Genomic DNA, 17,823 nt, shown 5'->3' with positions numbered 1-17,823 from the left:
CCGGTCGCGGCGGTGCGCCCCGGCCTCGGGTCCCGTGCTCGCGGGGCCCTCGACGTCCCCGGGCGCTGCTCCGGGTCAGGCGAGAGGTGGGGCGTGCCGACAGTGGTGGCGACCGGCACGGCGGACCCGGACACCGGCACGGTGCGGCCGGCCGGTGACGCCCCGGCCCGGCGCTGGCCGTGGCGCACGGCGCTCGCCGCGCTCGGCGGCCTGGCGCTCGTGCTGTCCTTCCCCGGCCACGACCTGACCGGCCTCGCGGTCCTGGGCCCGGCGGCGCTGGCGCTGGCCGTCCGCGGTCAGCGGGCCCGCAGCGGGCTGTGGCTGGGCCTGGTGCTCGGCCTGGTGTTCATGGTGCCGCTGCTGTCCTGGACCGGCATCTACGTGGGCCCGCTGCCCTGGCTGGCCCTGGCGGTGACCGAGGCGCTGTACGTCGCGCTGCTCGGCGCCGCCGCGGCGGTGACCTCGCGGCTGCCGGGCTGGCCGGTCTGGGCCGCCGCGCTGTGGGTCGCCGACGAGGCGCTGCGCGGGCGGTGGCCGCTGGGCGGGTTCCCCTGGGGCCGGCTCGGCTTCAGCCAGGTCGACGGGCCGTTCACCGGGCTCGCCGCCTACGGCGGGGTGCCGCTCGTGAGCTTCGCGGTGGCACTGACCGGCACGCTGCTGGCCGCCGCCGTCCTCGCCGTCCTCGCCGTGGCGCGGGGGCGCGGCCGGACGCGGCGCCGGGTCGCGGTGCTGGCGCTGGCCGGCGCCGTGGCCGTGCCCGTCGTCGGCGCCCTCGCCGGGCTGCCGCTGGCCGGGGCGTCGCTGACCGACGGCGGCCCGACCCGCACCGTGGCCGTCGTCCAGGGCAACGTGCCCCGCGCCGGGCTGGACTTCAACGCGCAGCGCCGCGCGGTGCTGGACAACCACGCGAGCGAGACCCGGCGACTCGCCGCGGCCGTCGCCCGCGGGGAGCAGCCCCAGCCGGACCTGGTCGTCTGGCCGGAGAACAGCTCCGACATCGACCCGTACCGCAACGCCGACGCCGCCGAGGCCATCACCCGCGCCGCCCGGGCGATCGGCGCACCGATCCTCGTCGGCGCGGTGGTCGAGGGCCCCGGCCGGTTCATCTCCAACACCGGCATCGTCTGGGACCCGGTGACCGGCCCGGGCGACACCTACGTCAAGCAGCACCCGGTGCCGCTGGCCGAGTACGTGCCGGCCCGGTCGTTCTTCCGCTTCTTCAGCTCCGACGTCGACCGGGTGCACGACTTCGCCCACGGCACCGAGATCGGCAACCTCGACGTCGGAGGAGCGGCGGTCGGCGACGTCATCTGCTTCGAGATCGCCTACGACGGGCTGGTGTCCGACGTGGTCGACGGCGGCGCCGGGATGATCGTCGTGCAGACCAACAACGCCACCTTCGGGTTCACCGACGAGAGCGCGCAGCAGCTGGCCATGAGCCGGCTGCGCGCGGTCGAGTTCGGCCGCACCGTGGTGGTCGCGGCGACCAGCGGGATCAGCGCGGTGGTCGCCCCGGACGGCTCGGTGGTGCGCCGCTCGCAGCTGTTCACGCCCGACACGTTCGTCGAGGAGATCGCCCAGCGGGACTCCCGCACCGTCGCCGAGCGGCTGGACGCCGGCCCCGAGTGGGCGCTCACCGCGCTGGGGGTGGGTGCCGTCCTCGCCGCCGTCGTCCCCGCGCTGGGCCGCCGGCGGGCGGCTCGCCGGACCGTCCGGTGACGGCGCCGACCGCGCTGGGCCCGGTCCTGGTGGTCGTCCCCACCTACGACGAGATCGGCAACCTGGGCGCCGTCCTGGACCGGCTGCACGCCGCCGTCCCCACCGCGCACGCCCTGGTGGTCGACGACGCCTCCCCGGACGGGACCGGGGAGCTGGCCGACGCCCGGGCGGCGGCCGACGAGCGGGTGCACGTGCTGCACCGCACTGCCAAGGCCGGCCTCGGCCCCGCCTACGTGGCCGGTTTCCGCTGGGCCGCCGAGCGCGGCTACGCCGTCGTCGTGGAGATGGACGCCGACGGCTCCCACCCGCCCGAGCGGCTGCCCGCCTTGCTCGCCGCCCTCGAGGACGCCGACCTGGTGCTCGGCTCGCGCTACGTGCCCGGCGGCTCGGTGGTCGACTGGCCGCCGCACCGGCTCGCGCTGTCCCGGGCGGGGAACCTCTACACCCGCTGGGCACTGCGGCTGCCGCTCGCCGACGCCACCGGCGGTTTCCGGGCCGCGCGGATGGAGCTGGTCTCCCGGTTGCCCTTCGACGACGTGGCCAGCCAGGGCTACTGCTTCCAGGTCGACTGGGCCTGGCGGGCGGTCCGGGCGGGGGCCCGGGTGGTCGAGGTGCCGATCGCCTTCAGCGAACGCACGGTGGGCCGGAGCAAGATGAGCGGCTCGATCGTTACAGAAGCACTGGCACGGGTGACCTGGTGGGGAGTCCTGGACCGGCTGGCCGATCGGCTGCCGGGCCGGGTGACCCGTCCCGTGCCGGGACGTGCCCGAGGTGGGCGGCGGACGCGGGTGCTCCGGTAGGGAGCACCTCCCGCCCTCCGGGCGGAGGAGGAGCGCACATGGCCACCGGCTACACGGCGCCGCGCACACCGGCAGGCAGGACGTCGTCGCGGCTGCGGACGGCGATCGGGCTGGGAGCACTGGCCGAGGTCGTCGTCTACGTGCTCGTCGCGTCCTGGATCGGCCTGGGCTGGACGATCCTGGCGACCCTGGCCACCAGCGCCCTGGGCTGGGCGCTGCTGGCCCGGCAGGGCACCAAGGCGCTGGGGGAGCTGCGCCAGCGCGCCCAGGAGCACCGCGCCCCGGGCCGGGCGCTCGGTGACGCCGGCCTGATCGCGCTGGGCGGGCTGCTGATGGTGCTGCCGGGGTTCATCGGCGACCTGCTCGGGTTGCTGTGCCTGCTCCCCGGCACCCGGGCGCTGCCGCGGATGCTCATCGCCCGCAGTGTGGCCAGTCGGCTCCCCGACGCGATGCGCGGGCCGGTGCGGGTCCGGTCGGTGCGCACCGAGCCGGTGACCGGTCCTGCGGAGCCCTACCGGGCCGGGCCGGCCACCCGGGTGATCGAGGGCGAGGTCGCCTCCGACGACCGCCGCTGACCCAGACGGACGAGAGCCCCGGTGGACGATGTCCACCGGGGCTCTCGTGCGTTCGTGCGTTCGTTCGTCGGCGCTGTGTCAGCTGGCCCGGGTCCGCCGGCCGCGGAGCACCTCGAGGCGCTCGGCCAGGACCTCCTCGAGGTCGTCCACCGACCGGCGCTCCAGGAGCATGTCCCAGTGCGTGCGCGGCGGCTTCACCTTCTTGGGAGCCGGCTCGGCGCCGCCGACGAGCTTGGCGGGGGAACCGTCGTACTTGCACTCCCACGTGTCGGGGAGTTCCGCGTCGTCGGCGAAGGGCACCGTGACGAGGTGGCCCTGCGGGCACCGGTACTCGGCGTACTGCCGCTCGATGGGCGCGGTGTTGCGCTCGGTCTCATAGCTCACGCTGCCCAGTCGGCTTCCGCGTAGCGAACGCTCGCCCATGGCACACCGTCCTCTCGTGCTGATGTGGTCTCTTCTGGTTTGCCCGGGCAGCCGCATGCATACGCATCCGGTGCGGGGTGTCGCAGAGCTCAACGACAGATGAAGGAAAAGGATTCCGTATCGCCAGCGGCCGATCATCCCATACGATGAGAGATCCGCGCCCGGCCACCCCCATGGGGTGAGCTCAGCGCAGGGCGAGCTGCCCAGGGCCGGTGGGCGTCGGCTCCAGCAGCCCGCGGACGTGGTGCCGGCGGCAGAGCACCTGGTAGCGGACGTCGTCCCCGTCGCCGCCGGCCCCGTCGCCGTCGTCCCCGTCGGCGGAGGGGACCGGTGCCGGGGCGGTGTCGGCGACCACCACCGTGGCGCCCTCCCGCACCATCACGCCATCCACCACCCGGGCGTTGAGCAGCCCGGGCAGGCCGCACCAGCACAGCACCTGGACCTGCACCCGCTGCACGTCGTCGGCCAGCTCGAACAGCCGCTGGGTGCCGGGGAACAACCGGGCCCGGAAGTCGGTGGTCAACCCGAACGCGTAGACGTCGACGTGCGACTCGTCGACGAGCTCGGCCAGCTGCTCGACCTGCTCCCCGGTGAGGAACTGCGCCTCGTCGACGATCAGGTAGTCCACCCGGTGACCGCCCGCCCAGCGGTCGCGGACCAGCAGCCGGACATCGGTGCCGGGGTCCACCTCCACGGCCTCGCGCCGCAGCCCCACCCGGGAGCTGATCTGCGGCGTGGCGGAGCGGTCGCCCTGGGTCAGCAGCAGCCCGTGCCGGCCCTGCCGGCTCTGGTTGTGGTCGACCTGCAGCGCCAGCGTCGACTTCCCGCAGTCCATCGGGCCGTGGAAGAAGACCAGGTGCGCCGGCGCCGGGTGCCGACGGCGGTCACCGGAGGCGGGGACGGCGTCGGGCAGCAGGGGGGTGGGGGTCACAGGCGCTCCGGAGGTGTGTTGCCCGCGGCCACGATCGCCCGGCGGAGGTCCAGCTTCGCCAGCAGGACGCCGCCGACGACGAAGAAGACGACCAGGCTGACGATCGCGTACCGGTAGGAGTCGGTGAGCTGGTAGGTGAGGGCGAACAGGAAGGTGCCCAGCCAGCTCGTCCCGCGGTCGGAGATCGTGTAGAAGCCGAAGTACTCCGCCTCCTTGCCCGGCGGGATGAGCTGGCTGAACAGCGAGCGGGACAGCGCCTGCGTCCCGCCGAGCACGAAGCCGATGACCACGGCCAGCAGGTAGAACTGCGTCGCCTCGCCGGCGGTCAGGAAGCAGGCGGCGACCAGGACGCCGACCCAGACCACCAGGGAGCCGAGCACGGTGCGCACCGCCCCGACCGACTCGGCGATCCGGCCCATCCCACGCGCACCGACGAAGGCGACCACCTGCACCAGCAGGATCGCCGACACCAGGGTGGTCTGGGCGAGGTCCAGCTCCTCGGAACCGAACTGCGCCGACACCGTGATGACCGTCTGCACGCCGTCGTTGAACAACAGGTAGGCGCCGAGGAACCACAGCGTCAGCGGGTACCGGCGCATGTCCCGCAAGGTGCTCCGCAGCTGCCCGACGCTGGCCCGCAGCGCCACCGCGGTGCTCGGCACCGCAGCGCCGTCGACCGGGCGCCGGTTCCGCAGCAGCGCGATGCTCACCACGGCGAACCCGGCCCACCACACGCCTGCCGAGGACAGGCAGATCCGCACCGCCTCGGACTGGGTCACCCCCAGCGCCTCGTACTGGGTGTACAGCGCCAGGTTGGCGGCCAGCAGCAGCGCGCCCCCCAGGTAGCCCAGCGCCCAGCCCCGGCTGGACACGGCGTCCCGCTCGTCGGGCCCGGCGAGGTCGGGCAGCCAGGAGTAGTAGACGACGGTCGCCGCGCCGAAGGCGATGTTGGCGACGATGAACAGCCCGGACCCCAGCAGGTAGCCGTCGCCGCCGACGAAGAACAGCGCCATGGTGCACAGCGCCCCGACCAGGGTGGCGGCGGCGAGCAGCTGCCGCTTGCGCCCGGAGCGGTCGGCGACGGCCCCGGTCAGCGGCAGGACGGCGACCTGCAGCACCACCGACAGCGAGACCACGTACCCGAACAGGCTGCCCGGCGGCATGCTGATGCCCAGCGGGTGGATCCGGCCGCCGGCGTCGGCGGCCGCCTCGGCGACCGAGGTCAGGTAGGGCGCCAGGAAGACGCTGATGACGGTCGTGTTGAACGCCGACATCGCCCAGTCGTAGGAGTACCAGCCGAACCGTTCGCGGCGCAGCGCCGGGTCGACGGGGACAGCGGGCCGTTCGGCCTTCGAGATGGCGCTCACCGGCGCAGGGTGCCAGCCGCCGGCGGACGGTGCCAGCATCCGGCGGTCACGGGTGTCGTCCGGGACCACGCCGCCCGTTCCGCGGCCGGCTCACACGCCGGTCCACTGGCCGCGGGCGACCAGCAGGTCGCGGAGCATCGCGGGACGGTCGGTCATCACCCCGTCGACGCCCAGGTCGAGCATCTCGGTGGCCTCCGGCTCGCTGTCCACGGTCCAGACGTGGACCTGCAGGCTGCGCGCGTGCGCCGCGGCGATGAAGCGTTCGTCGACCAACGGCCGGCCACCCAGCTGCAGGGGGACCTGCGCGCAGCCCGCCTGGATCCGCACCAGCCCGGCCGCCCGCGGCGAGTACGAGGACAGCCGCAGGGCGGCCACCCCGCGCGGACCCAGTGAGGTGCACACCTCGGGGCCGAACAACCGCCGTGCGGCAGCCACCCGGGCGTCGGAGAAGGAGGCCAGGCAGACCCGGTGCTCGGCCTTGAGCCGGCGGATCGTGCGGACCAGCGGCGCGAGCACCCCGGCGGCTTTGATGTCGAGGTTGAACCGGACGTCCGGCCAGGCGCCGAGCAGGTCCTCCAACCGCAGGATGGGCTCGCGCCCGCCGATGAGCGCGGTCTGCACGGTGGCCCAGGGGAGTGCGTCCACGCGCCCCGTGCGGTCGGTGATCCGGTCCAGCGTCGGGTCGTGGAAGACGACGAGCTCTCCGTCGGCGGTCACCCGGACGTCGGTCTCCAGGTAGCGGTACCCGAGGCTCACGCACTCCTGGAAGGCCGGCAGGGTGTTCTCCAGGTGCTCGATCGCCCCACCGCGGTGCGCCATCGCCACCGGGGTCGGCCCGTCGAGGAACGCATATCGCGAGCCGGCCACGCCCCCACGCTAGTGCGGAGGTCGGACGGCGTGTCGAGGGGTCATGAACGCCGGCACGGGCGTGTCCGACCGGACCTGTCAGAGGTGACGTCTACCGTCGCTGCCGTGGCAGTGGAGCAGAAGGCCGAGGTCGAGGGGCGCGTCCGGCCGACGCCTCGGACCCGGCGTGCGCAGGGCGAGGAGCGTCGGTGCGGCTGGTGCCGCAGCGTGCTCCCGACGCAGGAGTCGGTCGGGCGTCCGCGGTTGTACTGCGGGCAGGCGTGCCGGCAGCGGGCCTACGAACAGCGGTCGGCGACGGCGAAGGCCGGGTTGTCCGCCGACGTCGTGCTGGTCACCCGCGCGGAGCTCGACGGGCTGCAGGACCGGCTGTACCAGCTGCGGTGCGCCATCGAGGACGTGCAGACGCTGCTGACCGAGAAGCCGACCAAGGCAGAGCTGGAGCGTTCGCTCGCGGACCTGGTGCGCTCGACCGGCCGGCTGGACCGACTGTGGCTCAACGGCAAACAAGCCGGCTGACCCGATCGCCTACGTCACTGTTACGGAACTCACCGTGCGCGAAGGTCAGGCAGCTGCCCGGCCGGTCGTGCCACTCAGCCGCCGTTCTCCGGGTCGGCCCCCTCGTCGCGATCCGAGTTGCTGGTCGAGTCGACCTCGTTGCTGTCGTTCTTGGGCACGTTGCCCTGGGACACGCCACCCGGGTCGGAGCCCGAGGTGTTGCTGGCCGTGTCCTTGGGCGTTCCCGTGTTCGCCTCGGGTGCGGCCTGACACCCGGCCAGGGCCCCACCGGAGACGAGCGCAAGCGCCGTGAGCAACCCCGCCATGGAGCGTCGGATGTTCATGCCTCGACCCTAAGGACGGTTCGTCGCCGCCGCCCGTCGGAACGGCCGAATCGGACCCCATTCCGTCAGAGTGACGTATTGGGGTCGGTTCAGCGGCACCGGGGGATCAGGGGTTCGACGGCCCGAGTGGCGATGGGGGTGTCGAGCAGGTCGATGTGGGACCAGGGATCCCGGCGAACAAGATCGACATGTCGGGGGAGTTGTCCACCGACCTGGGGTGCCCGCTACAGGCGTGCTTCGGGATGAAGGGCCGGAGTCCGGTCCGGGCAGACTGGATGCGTGGGTGTTCACCACCGGACGGACGTCGGATCTGGCGCGGTGGGACAGCCGCTCGGACGGCCGGTCGGACCCTGCGGGACAACCCCTCTCGGGGCCATCCCGTCATCGCCGATAATCGACATTATGTCAAGTAGTACGGATCGTGGCCGCTCCGCCGGCTTGCTGGGACCTCACCCACCGAACACGATGTCCTTGGTCTCCACGACGGCCGCCGTGCGTCCGGGTGCCGTCTCGAACTGCCAGTAGAGGTTCGTGTGCGCGACCACCTGGTCGACCGGCGGAGCTCCCCAGGCGCTCTTGTCGCCGGCGGTGTGCGCATCGCTGACCAACGTCACGTCGTAGCCCCGGACGAAGGCGCCGTGGATCGTCGACCGGATGCAGGCATCGGACTCCGCACCGACGACCACCAGGTGACCGATCCCGGCCGCGGCCAGCACCTGCTCGAGGTCGGTGCCCGCGAACGAGTCGCCGTGGGTCTTGTGCACCAGCGGCTCGCCGTCCGAGCGGACCAGCTCGGGGACGTACCGCCAGGCGTCGCTCCCCTGCGCCAGCTCCTCACCCGAGTGCTGCACCCAGACGACCGGGTGCTCGTCGTCGCGGGCCTTGGCCACCAGGGTGCCGATGTTGCCCACCACCTCGTCGCGTCGGTACGCACCGTCGACGATGCCCTGCTGGACGTCGATCACCATCAGCGCGGTCGTGGGTCGATCGGTCAACGTGGTCATGACAATCTCCTCAGCTGGTCGGCCGGACGCCCCACGCTAGGACCGGGTACCGACAGTCCTGCGCCGGTCGGTGATCCGCCCGGCGCCCGGCGGTGCGGCCACACCGGAGGCCGGTAACCGGTCGCCTGCTGGAAAGTGACGTACATCGACCCCTCCGGCGCCGCGAGGATCGCCGTCCCCGGTTCCTCGTGGCCGATGGGCCACTCCAGCAGCGCCGCGTAGAAGCGGGCCAGTGCGCCCGGGTCCGGCGCCTCGATCGCCGTCCCCCACCACATGCCCGTCATCCGTGACCGCATGGCCGGCAGCCTCGTGCACCGCTCCGTTCGTGTCCACGTCACCCGGCGGTCGACCCGCAGCCGATGAGTACGTCGGCCACGCGTGGTCTGAGCTGTGACCTCGATGAAGCGGAGACCCTCGTGCCCAGCAGCGTGCAACCCATGATCGTCAGTCGCGACCTGCCCCGGCTGGCCGCCTTCTACCGAGACCTGTGCGGTGCCGTGGAGACCGAGCGCGTCCCGCCCGAGGGGCCGACCTTCTTCGTCAGCCTGCGGATCGGGGACTCCGACCTCGGCCTGGTCTCCGACGCCGACGCCCCCGACGGCGCGCAGCGGATGCTGCTGAGCATCGCCGTCCCCGACGTCGACGCCCTTCTCCCCCGGGTGTCCGAGCTCGGCGGGCACGTCGAGGGGCCGGCGAACGACATGCCGTGGGGCCAGCGGGTGGCGCACGTCCAGGACCCCGACGGCAACGCCGTCAACCTCACCCAGCAGATCTGACCCGCCACCCCCGGGGGTGGCGGGTCAGGTCCAGGGACCGGTCAGGCGATCTCGGCCCGCCGGATGCGCAGCCAGCCCAGCACCATGGGCAGCGCCAGCCACAGCGCGACCGATGTCGCCACCTGCAACCAGCCCTGCCCGTCCAGGTCGCCGTCGTACATCGGCATGGTCGTCGTCGACAGGTCCAGCCAGTCGCGCACCCAGTCCAGGGCCGACACCGTGTTGACCAGGATGGTGAAGGTCGTCGGCAGCACGAAGTACAGGACGATGGCCAGCGGGGAGCTGAGCAGCAGCATGCCGAAGGCCACCCCGGCCAGCACCGAGATCACCTGGGCCAGCAGCACCTGCCCGGCCTGGGCGGCGGACAGCCCCCAGTCCATGGCACTGTCGGTGAACACCGGGGTGAGCACGGTCGCCAGCGCCGAGGCGGCCGCCGCCGCGAGCACGCCGCCGACGGCGAGCAGCACCGCCGCCAGCACCTTGGCGGTCAGCACCCGAGCCCGGCGGGGCACCAGCGCGAAGGTGGTCATCGCCGTCCGCTGCGACCACTCGCTGGTCACCAGCAGGATCCCCAGGACCGGGAGCAGGATGCCGACCGGGAACTGGGTGAAGGCGAAGTAGTCCGCGAAGGTCTTGGGTGCGTCCTCGACGAACAGCTCGAGGGCGACGACGCCGAGCGCCGCCAGTCCGATGACGATGAGCAGCCACCGTCCGGCGCGGGTGTCGTAGGACTTGCGCAGCTCCACCCGGGTCAGCTGGAGCAGCGACGGCGCGCTGATCGCCGGCGTCCGGACGGCTGGGGCGGCGGGAGCAGCGGGAGCGGTCGTGGTGGTCATGCCGCCACCTCCAGCACCTGCTGCGAGCCGTTGGCGTGGGTCAGGGACCGGAAGAGCTCCTCGAGCCCCTCTCCCCCGGCCGGGCGCAGCTCGGTGAGCACCGCGCCGGCCGCCGCGACCGCCTGGCCCACCGCCAGCGGGTCGGCGTCGGCGACCAGTCCGTCCCCCTCCCCGGGGGTGACGGTGATCCCCGCCGTCCGCAACGCCCGTTCCAGCACCACCCGGTCCGGGCCGCGGACCACGGTCCCCCGGCCGCCCAGCAGCTCCTGCTTGCTGCCCTGCGCCACGATCCGGCCGGCGGCGATCACCACCAGCTGGTCGGCCACCGCCTCGACCTCCCGCAGCAGGTGCGAGGAGAGCAGCACCGTGCCCCCGCGGTCGGCGAACCCGCGCAGCAGCCCGCGCATCCAGTAGATGCCGTCGGGGTCCAGGCCGTTGGCCGGCTCGTCGAGCACGAGCACCTGCGGGTCGCCGAGCAGCGCCGCCGCGAGCCCCAGCCGCTGCTTCATGCCGAGGGAGTAGTTGCCCACCCGCTTGCCCGCGGGCTTGCCGGCCAGCCCGACCCGGCCGAGGACCTCGTCGACCCGTTCCTGGCCGACGCCGAGCACGAGCGCGGCGAGGGTGAGCACCTCCCGGCCGGTGCGCCCGGCGTGCTGGGCACCGGCGTCGAGCAGGACGCCGACCTGACGGCCCGCGTTGGGCAGGTCCTGGTAGGCCCGGCCACCGATCGTCGCGGTGCCGCTGGTCGGTGTGGCCAGCCCGACGAGGGCCCGCAGCGTCGTGGACTTGCCGGCGCCGTTGGGACCCAGGAAGCCGGTCACCGTGCCCGGCGTGCAGCTGAAGGAGACGTCGGAGACGGCGAGCTGCGCGCCGTACCGCTTGGTCAGGGAGTCGATCGTGATCATGGGATGACCGTGGCCCGGCCGGCCGGTCGCCCGCATCGGCCGGGAGTCGGCGCCTCGCCCGGAGCGGGCCGACTCCCGGCCGACCGAAGTCGGTACCCGGGCGGGGGGACGTAGACCTCGGTCGGTTCCGGTGGACCGCGCGCGTCCGTAGCCTCCGGGGATGACCCTGACCGGCGGAGCGCCGTCCGACGCCGACCGCCGCGTGGAGCATCCCTCGTTGGTCCCGGCCCAGCTGCTGGCCGACCCCGACGCCGCCCCCGAGCGCGGGCCGGACGGCGTCGGCAGCACCGGCGGGAGGCGGCGGGTGCGGCGCTCGGTCCGCGACTGGGTCGTGGACGTGAGCGGCTTCCTGCTCGCGCTGGCCGGCGGCGCGGTGTTCGTCGGCGCGGCGCTGTCGGAGTCCCCGCCGCCGTCGGACGCGCTGGTGCTCGCCGACGTGGTCGCCGGCAGCATCGCCTGCCTGCTGCTGTGGTGGCGGCGCCGCTGGCCGGTCCAGGTGGCCGTGCTGCTCGCGCTCGTCGGCTGCTTCTCCGACATGGCGAGCATCGCCGTGCTGATCGCGCTGTTCACCGTCGCCGTGCACCGGCGGCTGCCCACCGTGCTGGCGCTGTCCGCGCTGAACCTCGCCGCGTTCTTCGTCTACACCGTCGTCCGGCCGACGGACGACGTGCCCTACCCGATCGTCCTGGGCTTCGGCGTCCTGATGACCGCGGCGGTCGTCGCCTGGGGCATGTTCGTGCGCGCCCGCCGCCAGCTGGTGCTGTCGCTGCGGGAGCGGGCGACGCGTGCCGAGCGCGAGCAGCACCTCCGGGTGGAGCAGGCCCGCCACCTCGAGCGCACCCGGATCGCCCGGGAGATGCACGACGTGCTGGCGCACCGGCTGTCGCTGCTGAGCATGCACGCCGGTGCGCTGGAGTTCCGGCCCGACGCCCCGCCGGCGGAGATCGCCCAGGCCGCCGGCGTCGTCCGGGCCAGCGCGCGGCAGGCGCTGGAGGACCTGCGGGAGGTGATCGGGGTGCTGCGGGAGGCCAACGGCGACCCGGCGACCCGGCCGCAGCCGACCCTCGGGGACCTGCCCGCCCTGGTCGAGGAGTGCCGCCGGGCGGGTGTCCGGGTACGCGCGGACTACCGGGTGCCCGAGCTGGGGTCGGCTCCGCCGGCGACCGGCCGCAACGCCTACCGCGTCGTGCAGGAGGGGCTCACCAACGTCCGCAAGCACGCGCCGGGCACCGTCGCCGCCGTCCTGGTCGAGGGGGGCCCGGGCCGCGGGCTGGTCGTGGAGGTGCGCAACCCCCCGCCGGCCGGTGCCGAGCACACCGCGCCGCTGCCCAACGGGGGCACCGGCCTGATCGGTCTGCTGGAGCGGGTCAGCCTGGGCGGCGGCCACCTCGAGCACGGCTGGACGACGGACGGCGACTTCCGGTTGCGGGCGACGTTCCCCTGGCCCGCCGGCCCGGTCGTCCGATGAGGGAGCCCGTGCGGGTGCTGGTGGTCGACGACGACCCGCTGGTGCGCGCCGCCCTGGCGATGGTGCTGGGCGGGGCCGAGGACCTGGAGCTGGTCGGTCAGGCCACCGACGGCGACGAGGTGCCGGCCGCGGTCGAGCGCTGCTCCCCCGACGTCGTCCTGATGGACATCCGGATGCCGCGCACCGACGGGCTCACCGCCACCGAGCAGTTGCTGGCCGGGTCCGGTGCGCCGGAGGTGATCGTGCTGACCACCTTCGACGCCGACGAGCAGGTGCTGCGGGCGCTGCGCGCCGGGGCGAGCGGCTTCCTGGTCAAGGACACCCCGCCGGCCGCGATCGTGGAGGCGGTGCGCCGGGTGGCCGCCGGGGAGCCGATGCTCTCCCCCACCGTCACCCGCCAGCTGATCGCGCACGTCGCCGCCGTCGAACCGGCTCCCCCCGGTGACGCCCGCACCCGCGGCGCGCGCGCCCGGCTCGACCAGCTCAGCGAGCGCGAACGGGAGGTCGCCCTGGCCGTCGGCCGGGGGCTGTCCAACGCGCAGATCGGCGCGGAGCTCTACCTGAGCGTGGCGACGGTGAAGGCGCACGTGTCCCGGCTGCTGGTGAAACTGGACCTCGCCAACCGGGTGCAGATCGCGCTGCTGACCCACGACGCCGACCTGGTGTAGGTCCCTCCCCCACGGGCCATGTTGGCCGACATGGCTCCTGGGCTCAGCCGGCGCTGCCCTCCATGCCGGGGCGCCGCTCGTTGCGGGTCACCCCGGCCAGGCCCTGCGCGGAGCCCAGCCACCAGGCCGCCAGCATCGCCGTCGTGCGTGACGAACACGTGACGGGGTCCCCTGCGCGCCGCACCGGCCGCGCACAGGTCCGGTGGCGATGATCGTGGCGTGGAGGCCCTCGACCGGTTCTGGACCCGCGTCAGCGCCGCCTCTCCCCCACTGCCCGGCTGGCTGCTGGCCCTCAGCGCGGTGTTCGCCGCCGTGCTGGTGCTCTCCCCGGCGCTGTGGGGGCGCTCCCGGCACGCGGTGACCATCGCGCACGAGGGTGCGCACGGGCTGGCCGCGCTGGTCACCGGACGCCGGCTGTCCGGCATCCGGCTGCACTCGGACACCTCGGGGCTGACCGTCTCCGCCGGCCGGCCGACGGGACCCGGCATGGTGCTGACCGCGGCGGCGGGCTACACCGGCCCGGGGCTGTTCGGCCTCGGCGCGGCGGCCCTGCTGGCCGCCGGGTACGCGGTCGGGCTGCTGTGGGCGCTGCTGGCCCTGCTGGCGCTGCTGCTGGTGCAGATCCGCAACTGGTACGGCCTGTGGTCGGTGCTGGTCACCGGCGCCCTGGTGTTCGCCGCCACGTGGTGGCTGCCGGCCGACGGCCAGGCGGCGTTCGCGCACCTGGTGACCTGGTTCCTGCTGCTGGCCGCCCCCAAGACCGTGGTCGAGCTGCAGGCCAAGCGCCGGCGGGGCGCCGGGCGGGACTCCGACGCCGACCAGCTGGCCCGGCTCACCGGGCTCCCCGGCGTGCTCTGGGTCGGGTTCTTCCTGCTGGTCGACGTCGGCGCCCTCGCCCTGGGCACCCTCTGGTTGCTGTGAGCCCCCATCGCAGGGGCCCGTGCTGGGGGTCCTTCCTCAGTCGGAGGTGGGGCGGTTGCGGCGGCGGGGCGCCGCGTGCGGCGGCTGGTGCACCGGCGCGACGTCCGGCGCCGGGGGGATCTTCCGCTCCTGCGGGTCGGAGGTCACGGTGAAGGTCTCGCCGTGGTGGGCGATCTCCAGCGGCTCGTCGCCGTAGACCAGCCGGTAGGTGGCCTGCTCGGCGGTCACCGACACGGCCAGGCAGCGGCCCTGGAACACCACCCGGAACGCCAGCCGGGAGATCCGTGGGGGCAGCCGGGGCGCGAAGGTCAGCCGCCCGTCGTGGTCACGCATCCCGCCGAACCCCGCGACGGCGACCATCCAGCCGCCGGCCAGCGAGGCGATGTGCAGGCCGTGCCCGCTGTTGCCGTGCAGGTTCTGCAGGTCGGTCAGCGCCGCCTCGCCCCAGTAGTCGTGGGCCAGCTGCAGGTGCCCGGTCTCCGCGGCGATCACCGCCTGCTGCGCGGCCGACAGCGAGGAGTCCCGCACGGTGCGCGCCTCGTAGTAGGCGAAGTCGGCGATCTTCTCCTCGAGCGTGAAGGCGTCCCCGCGCAGGTGCAGCGCCATCACCAGGTCGGCCTGCTTGACCACCTGCTTGCGGTAGATGTCGAAGTAGGGGAAGTGCAGCAGCAGCGGGTACTGGTCCGGCGTCGTCCCCTCGAAGTCCCACTCCTCGTGGTGGGTGAACCCCTCCGACTGCTCGTGCACGCCCAGCGCCTCGTTGAACGGGATGCGCATCTCCTCGGCCGCGCGCGTCCAGAGGGCCACCTCGTCCGCGGACACCATCAGCCGGGCCGCGGTCTGCGGCTGCCGGGCGACGGCGGCCGCCGCCTCGCGCAGGTTCCGCTGCGCCATCAAGTTCGTGTAGACGTTGTTGTCGACGACCGCGGTGTACTCGTCCGGCCCGGTGACCCCGTCGATCCGGAACCCCCGGCCGTCGTCGAAGTGGCCCAGCGACGCCCACAGCCGGGCGGTCTCCACCAGCAGCTCGGTGCCGTGGTCGCGGTCGAACTCCTCGTCCAGGGTCGCCCACCAGTACCGGGCCACCGCATCGGCGATGTCGGCGTTGATGTGGAACGCCGCCGTCCCGGCCGGCCAGTACCCCGACGTCTCCTCACCGCGGATCGTCCGCCAGGGGAAGGCGGCGCCGTCCTGCCCGAGCTCCCGGGCCCGGTCACGGGCCAGCTCCAGCGTCGAGTGCCGCCACAGCAGCGCGTCCCGGGCGGCGCCGGGCACCGTGTAGGTGAGCACCGGCAGGACGTAGGTCTCGGTGTCCCAGAACGTGTGGCCGTCGTAGCCGTCACCGGTGAGCCCCTTGGCGGGGATCGGCTGGCGCTCGGCACGCAGACCCGCCTGCAGGACGTGGAACATGCCGACCCGCACCGCCTGCTGCAGCTCGGCGTCGCCCTCGATCTCGACGTCGGCCTCGTCCCAGTGCCGGTCCAGCAGCTCCCGCTGCTCGCGCACCAACCGGTCCCACCCGGCGAGCTTGGCGGTGGCCAGCGCCCCCTCGACCTGGTCCCGGACGGCGGCCGCGGACCGCCGGCTGGACCAGCCGTAGGCCAGGTACTTGACCAGCCGGAGCTTGGACCCGGCCGGCAGCCGGGCCGCGAGGGTGTACCGGGCCAGGTCCCCGGACACCTCGAGGTCCTCGGTGGCCTGGTCCGGGACGTCGACCTCGTGGTCCATCCCGGCGGCCATCCGCAGCCGGCTGCGCCGGGTCTGGTGCACCAGGACGGCGTGCCGGCCGCGGCCCTCGTGCAGCTCGGACTGCAGCGGCCGGTCCATCGCCGATCCGGCCCGCGGGTCGCCGGTCTGCGCGGTGTTGACGGTCTCGTTGGCCAGCAGGTCCGACTGGAGGGCGATGTAGAGGTCGCCTTCCATGTCGGTGCACTCCACCTGGTACTCGATCGCCGCGATGGAGCGCCGGGTCAGCGAGACCAGGCGGGTGCTGGTGACCCTGACCTGCCGGCCGCTGGGCGAGCGCCACTCGGTCGTCCGGCGGAGGACGCCGTCGCGCAGGTCCAGCGACCGGCGGTGCTTGACGATGCTGCCGTACTGCAGGTCCAGCGGGGTGTCGCCGACGAGCAGCCGGATCAGCTTGCCGTCGGTCACGTTGACCACCGTCTGGCCCTGCTCGGGGAAGCCGTAGCCCGCCTCCGCGTAGGGCAGCGGGCGCTCCTCGAAGAAGCCGTTCAGGTACGTCCCCGGGACGACGACCGGCTCGCCCTCGTCGAGCGTGCCGCGCATGCCGATGTGCCCGTTGGCCAGCGCGAAGACCGACTCGTGGGTGCCCAGGGACGCGAGGTCGACGCCGACCTCGGTGAGCGACCACGGCTTGACCAGGAAGTGCGCGCGTCCTTCCGTCACAGCAGCTCGTCCAGGTCCTGCACGACGACGTCCGCGCCGCGCTCGCGCAACCCGTCGGCCTGACCGACCCGGTCCACCCCGACGACGAAGCCGAAGTCCCCCGCCCGACCCGCGGCCACGCCCGACAGCGCGTCCTCGAACACCACCGCCTGCGCCGGCGGCACGCCCAGGGCGCGGGCGCCGGCCAGGAAGCTGTCCGGGGCCGGTTTGCCGCCCAGCCCGTCCCGCTTGGCGACCACCCCGTCCACCCGTGCGTCGATCAGGTCGGCGAACCCACCGGCGGCCACCACCTGCTCGCCGTTGGCCGAGGCGGTGACGACGGCGGTGGCCAGACCCGCCTCCTTCACCGCCCGCAGGTAGCGCATCGAGCCCTCGTAGACCTGCACGCCGTGCTCGTCGAGCTCGCGCAGCAGCAGCTCGTTCTTCCGCGTGGCCACCCCGCGGACCGTCGCCGCGTCGGCCGGGTCGCCGTCGGTGCCCTCGGGCAGCGTGATCCCGCGGCTGGCCAGGAAGTCGCGGACGCCGTCCTCCCGCGGCTTGCCGTCGACGTACTGGTTGTAGTCGGCCTGGCTGAACTCGACCGCCGCCGGGTCCCGGCTCCGCAGGAACTCGTCGAAGGTGCGCTTCCAGGCGGCCTGGTGCACCTTCGCCGTCTGGGTGAGGACGCCGTCGAGGTCGAAGAGGCACGCTCGGATGCCTTCGGGGAGTCCCAACACGCGCGACACGTTACGTCGATCTCCTGGGACAGTCCTGTCGAGACCTGCAGCGCACTCGTCGGTCGTGGGGTGGACGTCGTTGCTCCGCCCGAAGGGCGTCCGAGGTCTGCCGTCCGATTGTTCGTGGTCGTCGGGGACGGCGGGTGTTTGGGGCCGTTATATTGTTGGGGATAACGGTCGATGGCCGGTGCACTGTCCTGCTCCTCCATCGGCAGTGCCGTCATGTGGCGGTACGCCCGCGTCCCATGAGCACGCAGCGAGGCCCGTCGGGACTGCGGCTTCGGGCCGGCGCTCTGCCCGACCCAGGGCTGCCTCCCGTGCCTGCGACCTCGTCCGGGCCCTGGGCGCACCGGAGGACCAGCGCGCCGCTCTCCCCGGTGGTCGTCACTGCCCCGCCCGGAGGGCGTTCTCCGCCATCAGTGGGCCGGCCGGGTGGTCGGGGACGCTGCAGCAGTGAGCCAGCGTGTAGTTGGGGATAACGGTTGTACTCGAGGTCGAGGTGCACCCTGCCGCAGCTGGTCGTGGCGGGCGGGTCCAACGCGCCTGCGCCTGCGCCGGCGCCCTGCGCTCCCTCCCCGTCCGCCCCCCTCTACAGGGAG

At 73.8% G+C, this 17,823-nt stretch carries 19 protein-coding genes; 8 read left to right on the top strand and 11 right to left on the bottom strand.

The features are described 5' to 3' along the window. The first annotated feature begins 93 nt into the window (after positions 1-93). Genes lnt through FHL80_RS03670 form a run of 3 tightly spaced genes read left to right on the top strand, consistent with a single transcriptional unit; the run spans position 94 to position 3,094 of the window. Positions 94-1,719 (top strand): apolipoprotein N-acyltransferase, encoded by a 1,626-nt coding sequence (gene lnt / locus FHL80_RS03680; RefSeq protein WP_138732103.1) that lies wholly within the window; start codon positions 94-96, stop codon positions 1,717-1,719. Next, entirely contained in the window at positions 1,716-2,519 is an 804-nt protein-coding gene (locus FHL80_RS03675) for a polyprenol monophosphomannose synthase (protein ID WP_138732102.1), read from the top strand. The genes lnt and FHL80_RS03675 overlap by 4 nt, the downstream gene beginning before the upstream one ends. A 38-nt stretch (positions 2,520-2,557) precedes the next feature. Beyond that, positions 2,558-3,094, top strand: a complete 537-nt coding sequence (locus tag FHL80_RS03670) for an FxsA family protein (protein WP_138732101.1) — start codon at positions 2,558-2,560, stop codon at positions 3,092-3,094. A gap of 78 nt (positions 3,095-3,172) precedes the next feature. Here FHL80_RS03670 and FHL80_RS03665 read toward each other — a convergent pair whose 3' ends face one another. The 4 genes from FHL80_RS03665 to FHL80_RS03650 all read right to left on the bottom strand — a co-directional run bounded on the left by FHL80_RS03665 (position 3,173) and on the right by FHL80_RS03650 (position 6,682). Then, the gene (locus FHL80_RS03665) at positions 3,173-3,517 is read right to left on the bottom strand and encodes an RNA polymerase-binding protein RbpA (protein WP_026845509.1); all 345 of its coding nucleotides are present in this window, start codon (positions 3,515-3,517) and stop codon (positions 3,173-3,175) included. A gap of 184 nt (positions 3,518-3,701) precedes the next feature. Beyond that, on the bottom strand, positions 3,702-4,448 hold the full coding sequence (locus FHL80_RS03660) for a thymidine kinase (protein WP_138732100.1): 747 nt from the start codon (positions 4,446-4,448) through the stop codon (positions 3,702-3,704). Continuing rightward, on the bottom strand, positions 4,445-5,815 hold the full coding sequence (locus FHL80_RS03655) for an MFS transporter (protein WP_138732099.1): 1,371 nt from the start codon (positions 5,813-5,815) through the stop codon (positions 4,445-4,447). The genes FHL80_RS03660 and FHL80_RS03655 overlap by 4 nt, the downstream gene beginning before the upstream one ends. 90 nt (positions 5,816-5,905) lie before the next feature. Further along, a complete protein-coding gene (locus FHL80_RS03650) occupies positions 5,906-6,682 on the bottom strand; it encodes a glycerophosphodiester phosphodiesterase family protein (protein ID WP_138732098.1) in 777 nt (258 codons plus the stop codon). 105 nt (positions 6,683-6,787) lie between these two features. Between FHL80_RS03650 and FHL80_RS03645 the strand changes: the two genes are divergently transcribed. Then, positions 6,788-7,198, top strand: a complete 411-nt coding sequence (locus FHL80_RS03645) for a hypothetical protein (RefSeq protein WP_246078441.1) — start codon at positions 6,788-6,790, stop codon at positions 7,196-7,198. 74 nt (positions 7,199-7,272) lie between these two features. On the opposite strand, the gene FHL80_RS03640 is transcribed toward FHL80_RS03645, so the two are convergent. The 3 genes from FHL80_RS03640 to FHL80_RS25200 all read right to left on the bottom strand — a co-directional run bounded on the left by FHL80_RS03640 (position 7,273) and on the right by FHL80_RS25200 (position 8,821). Next, on the bottom strand, positions 7,273-7,521 hold the full coding sequence (locus FHL80_RS03640) for a hypothetical protein (protein WP_138732097.1): 249 nt from the start codon (positions 7,519-7,521) through the stop codon (positions 7,273-7,275). Positions 7,522-7,970: 449 nt separating this feature from the next. Continuing rightward, positions 7,971-8,525 carry an isochorismatase family protein gene (locus tag FHL80_RS03635; RefSeq protein WP_138732096.1) on the bottom strand — a complete coding sequence of 185 codons (555 nt, stop codon included), beginning with the start codon at positions 8,523-8,525 and terminating at the stop codon, positions 7,971-7,973. Further along, entirely contained in the window at positions 8,522-8,821 is a 300-nt protein-coding gene (locus FHL80_RS25200) for a VOC family protein (protein ID WP_216870390.1), read from the bottom strand. The genes FHL80_RS03635 and FHL80_RS25200 overlap by 4 nt, the downstream gene beginning before the upstream one ends. A gap of 141 nt (positions 8,822-8,962) precedes the next feature. Here FHL80_RS25200 and FHL80_RS03625 point away from each other — a divergent pair, with 141 nt between their 5' ends. Then, positions 8,963-9,301: a VOC family protein gene (locus tag FHL80_RS03625; protein WP_138732095.1), complete on the top strand. Its 339-nt coding sequence runs from the start codon at positions 8,963-8,965 to the stop codon at positions 9,299-9,301. A 41-nt stretch (positions 9,302-9,342) separates the two neighbouring features. Here the strand turns inward: FHL80_RS03625 and FHL80_RS03620 are convergent, their stop codons facing one another. Then, a complete protein-coding gene (locus FHL80_RS03620; protein ID WP_138732094.1) occupies positions 9,343-10,137 on the bottom strand; it encodes an ABC transporter permease in 795 nt (264 codons plus the stop codon). Further along, positions 10,134-11,042, bottom strand: a complete 909-nt coding sequence (locus tag FHL80_RS03615; RefSeq protein ID WP_138732093.1) for an ABC transporter ATP-binding protein — start codon at positions 11,040-11,042, stop codon at positions 10,134-10,136. Before FHL80_RS03615 ends, FHL80_RS03620 begins: the two co-directional genes overlap by 4 nt. A 160-nt stretch (positions 11,043-11,202) precedes the next feature. Between FHL80_RS03615 and FHL80_RS03610 the strand changes: the two genes are divergently transcribed. The 3 genes from FHL80_RS03610 (at position 11,203) to FHL80_RS03600 (ending at position 14,099) form a co-directional block, all read left to right on the top strand. After that, a complete protein-coding gene (locus tag FHL80_RS03610) occupies positions 11,203-12,510 on the top strand; it encodes a sensor histidine kinase (RefSeq protein WP_138732092.1) in 1,308 nt (435 codons plus the stop codon). Beyond that, positions 12,507-13,178: a response regulator gene (locus FHL80_RS03605; protein ID WP_138732091.1), complete on the top strand. Its 672-nt coding sequence runs from the start codon at positions 12,507-12,509 to the stop codon at positions 13,176-13,178. Before FHL80_RS03610 ends, FHL80_RS03605 begins: the two co-directional genes overlap by 4 nt. A gap of 219 nt (positions 13,179-13,397) precedes the next feature. Further along, on the top strand, positions 13,398-14,099 hold the full coding sequence (locus FHL80_RS03600; RefSeq protein WP_138732090.1) for a M50 family metallopeptidase: 702 nt from the start codon (positions 13,398-13,400) through the stop codon (positions 14,097-14,099). Between the two features lie 36 nt (positions 14,100-14,135). Here FHL80_RS03600 and FHL80_RS03595 read toward each other — a convergent pair whose 3' ends face one another. Both FHL80_RS03595 and FHL80_RS03590 read right to left on the bottom strand, forming a co-directional pair. Continuing rightward, the gene (locus FHL80_RS03595; RefSeq protein ID WP_138732089.1) at positions 14,136-16,508 is read right to left on the bottom strand and encodes a glycoside hydrolase family 65 protein; all 2,373 of its coding nucleotides are present in this window, start codon (positions 16,506-16,508) and stop codon (positions 14,136-14,138) included. Then, the gene (locus tag FHL80_RS03590; RefSeq protein ID WP_138732088.1) at positions 16,505-17,224 is read right to left on the bottom strand and encodes an HAD family hydrolase; all 720 of its coding nucleotides are present in this window, start codon (positions 17,222-17,224) and stop codon (positions 16,505-16,507) included. Before FHL80_RS03590 ends, FHL80_RS03595 begins: the two co-directional genes overlap by 4 nt. Between the last annotated feature and the right edge of the window lie 599 nt (positions 17,225-17,823).

This window comes from Modestobacter excelsi (assembly GCF_005930495.1).
Taxonomy (GTDB): domain Bacteria; phylum Actinomycetota; class Actinomycetes; order Mycobacteriales; family Geodermatophilaceae; genus Modestobacter; species Modestobacter excelsi.
This window is presented reverse-complemented; position numbering and strand designations above follow the sequence as displayed.

Excerpts from the sequence above, each read along its gene's own strand:
- FHL80_RS03670 (WP_138732101.1), top strand. The coding sequence starts at position 2,558 with ATGGCCACCGGCTACACGGCGCCGCGCACACCGGCAGGCAGGACGTCG.
- FHL80_RS03665 (WP_026845509.1), bottom strand. The coding sequence starts at position 3,517 with ATGGGCGAGCGTTCGCTACGCGGAAGCCGACTGGGCAGCGTGAGCTAT.
- FHL80_RS03640 (WP_138732097.1), bottom strand. The coding sequence starts at position 7,521 with ATGAACATCCGACGCTCCATGGCGGGGTTGCTCACGGCGCTTGCGCTC.
- FHL80_RS03635 (WP_138732096.1), bottom strand. The coding sequence starts at position 8,525 with ATGACCACGTTGACCGATCGACCCACGACCGCGCTGATGGTGATCGAC.
- FHL80_RS25200 (WP_216870390.1), bottom strand. The coding sequence starts at position 8,821 with ATGCGGTCACGGATGACGGGCATGTGGTGGGGGACGGCGATCGAGGCG.
- FHL80_RS03625 (WP_138732095.1), top strand. The coding sequence starts at position 8,963 with ATGATCGTCAGTCGCGACCTGCCCCGGCTGGCCGCCTTCTACCGAGAC.
- FHL80_RS03620 (WP_138732094.1), bottom strand. The coding sequence starts at position 10,137 with ATGACCACCACGACCGCTCCCGCTGCTCCCGCCGCCCCAGCCGTCCGG.
- FHL80_RS03615 (WP_138732093.1), bottom strand. The coding sequence starts at position 11,042 with ATGATCACGATCGACTCCCTGACCAAGCGGTACGGCGCGCAGCTCGCC.
- FHL80_RS03610 (WP_138732092.1), top strand. The coding sequence starts at position 11,203 with ATGACCCTGACCGGCGGAGCGCCGTCCGACGCCGACCGCCGCGTGGAG.
- FHL80_RS03605 (WP_138732091.1), top strand. The coding sequence starts at position 12,507 with ATGAGGGAGCCCGTGCGGGTGCTGGTGGTCGACGACGACCCGCTGGTG.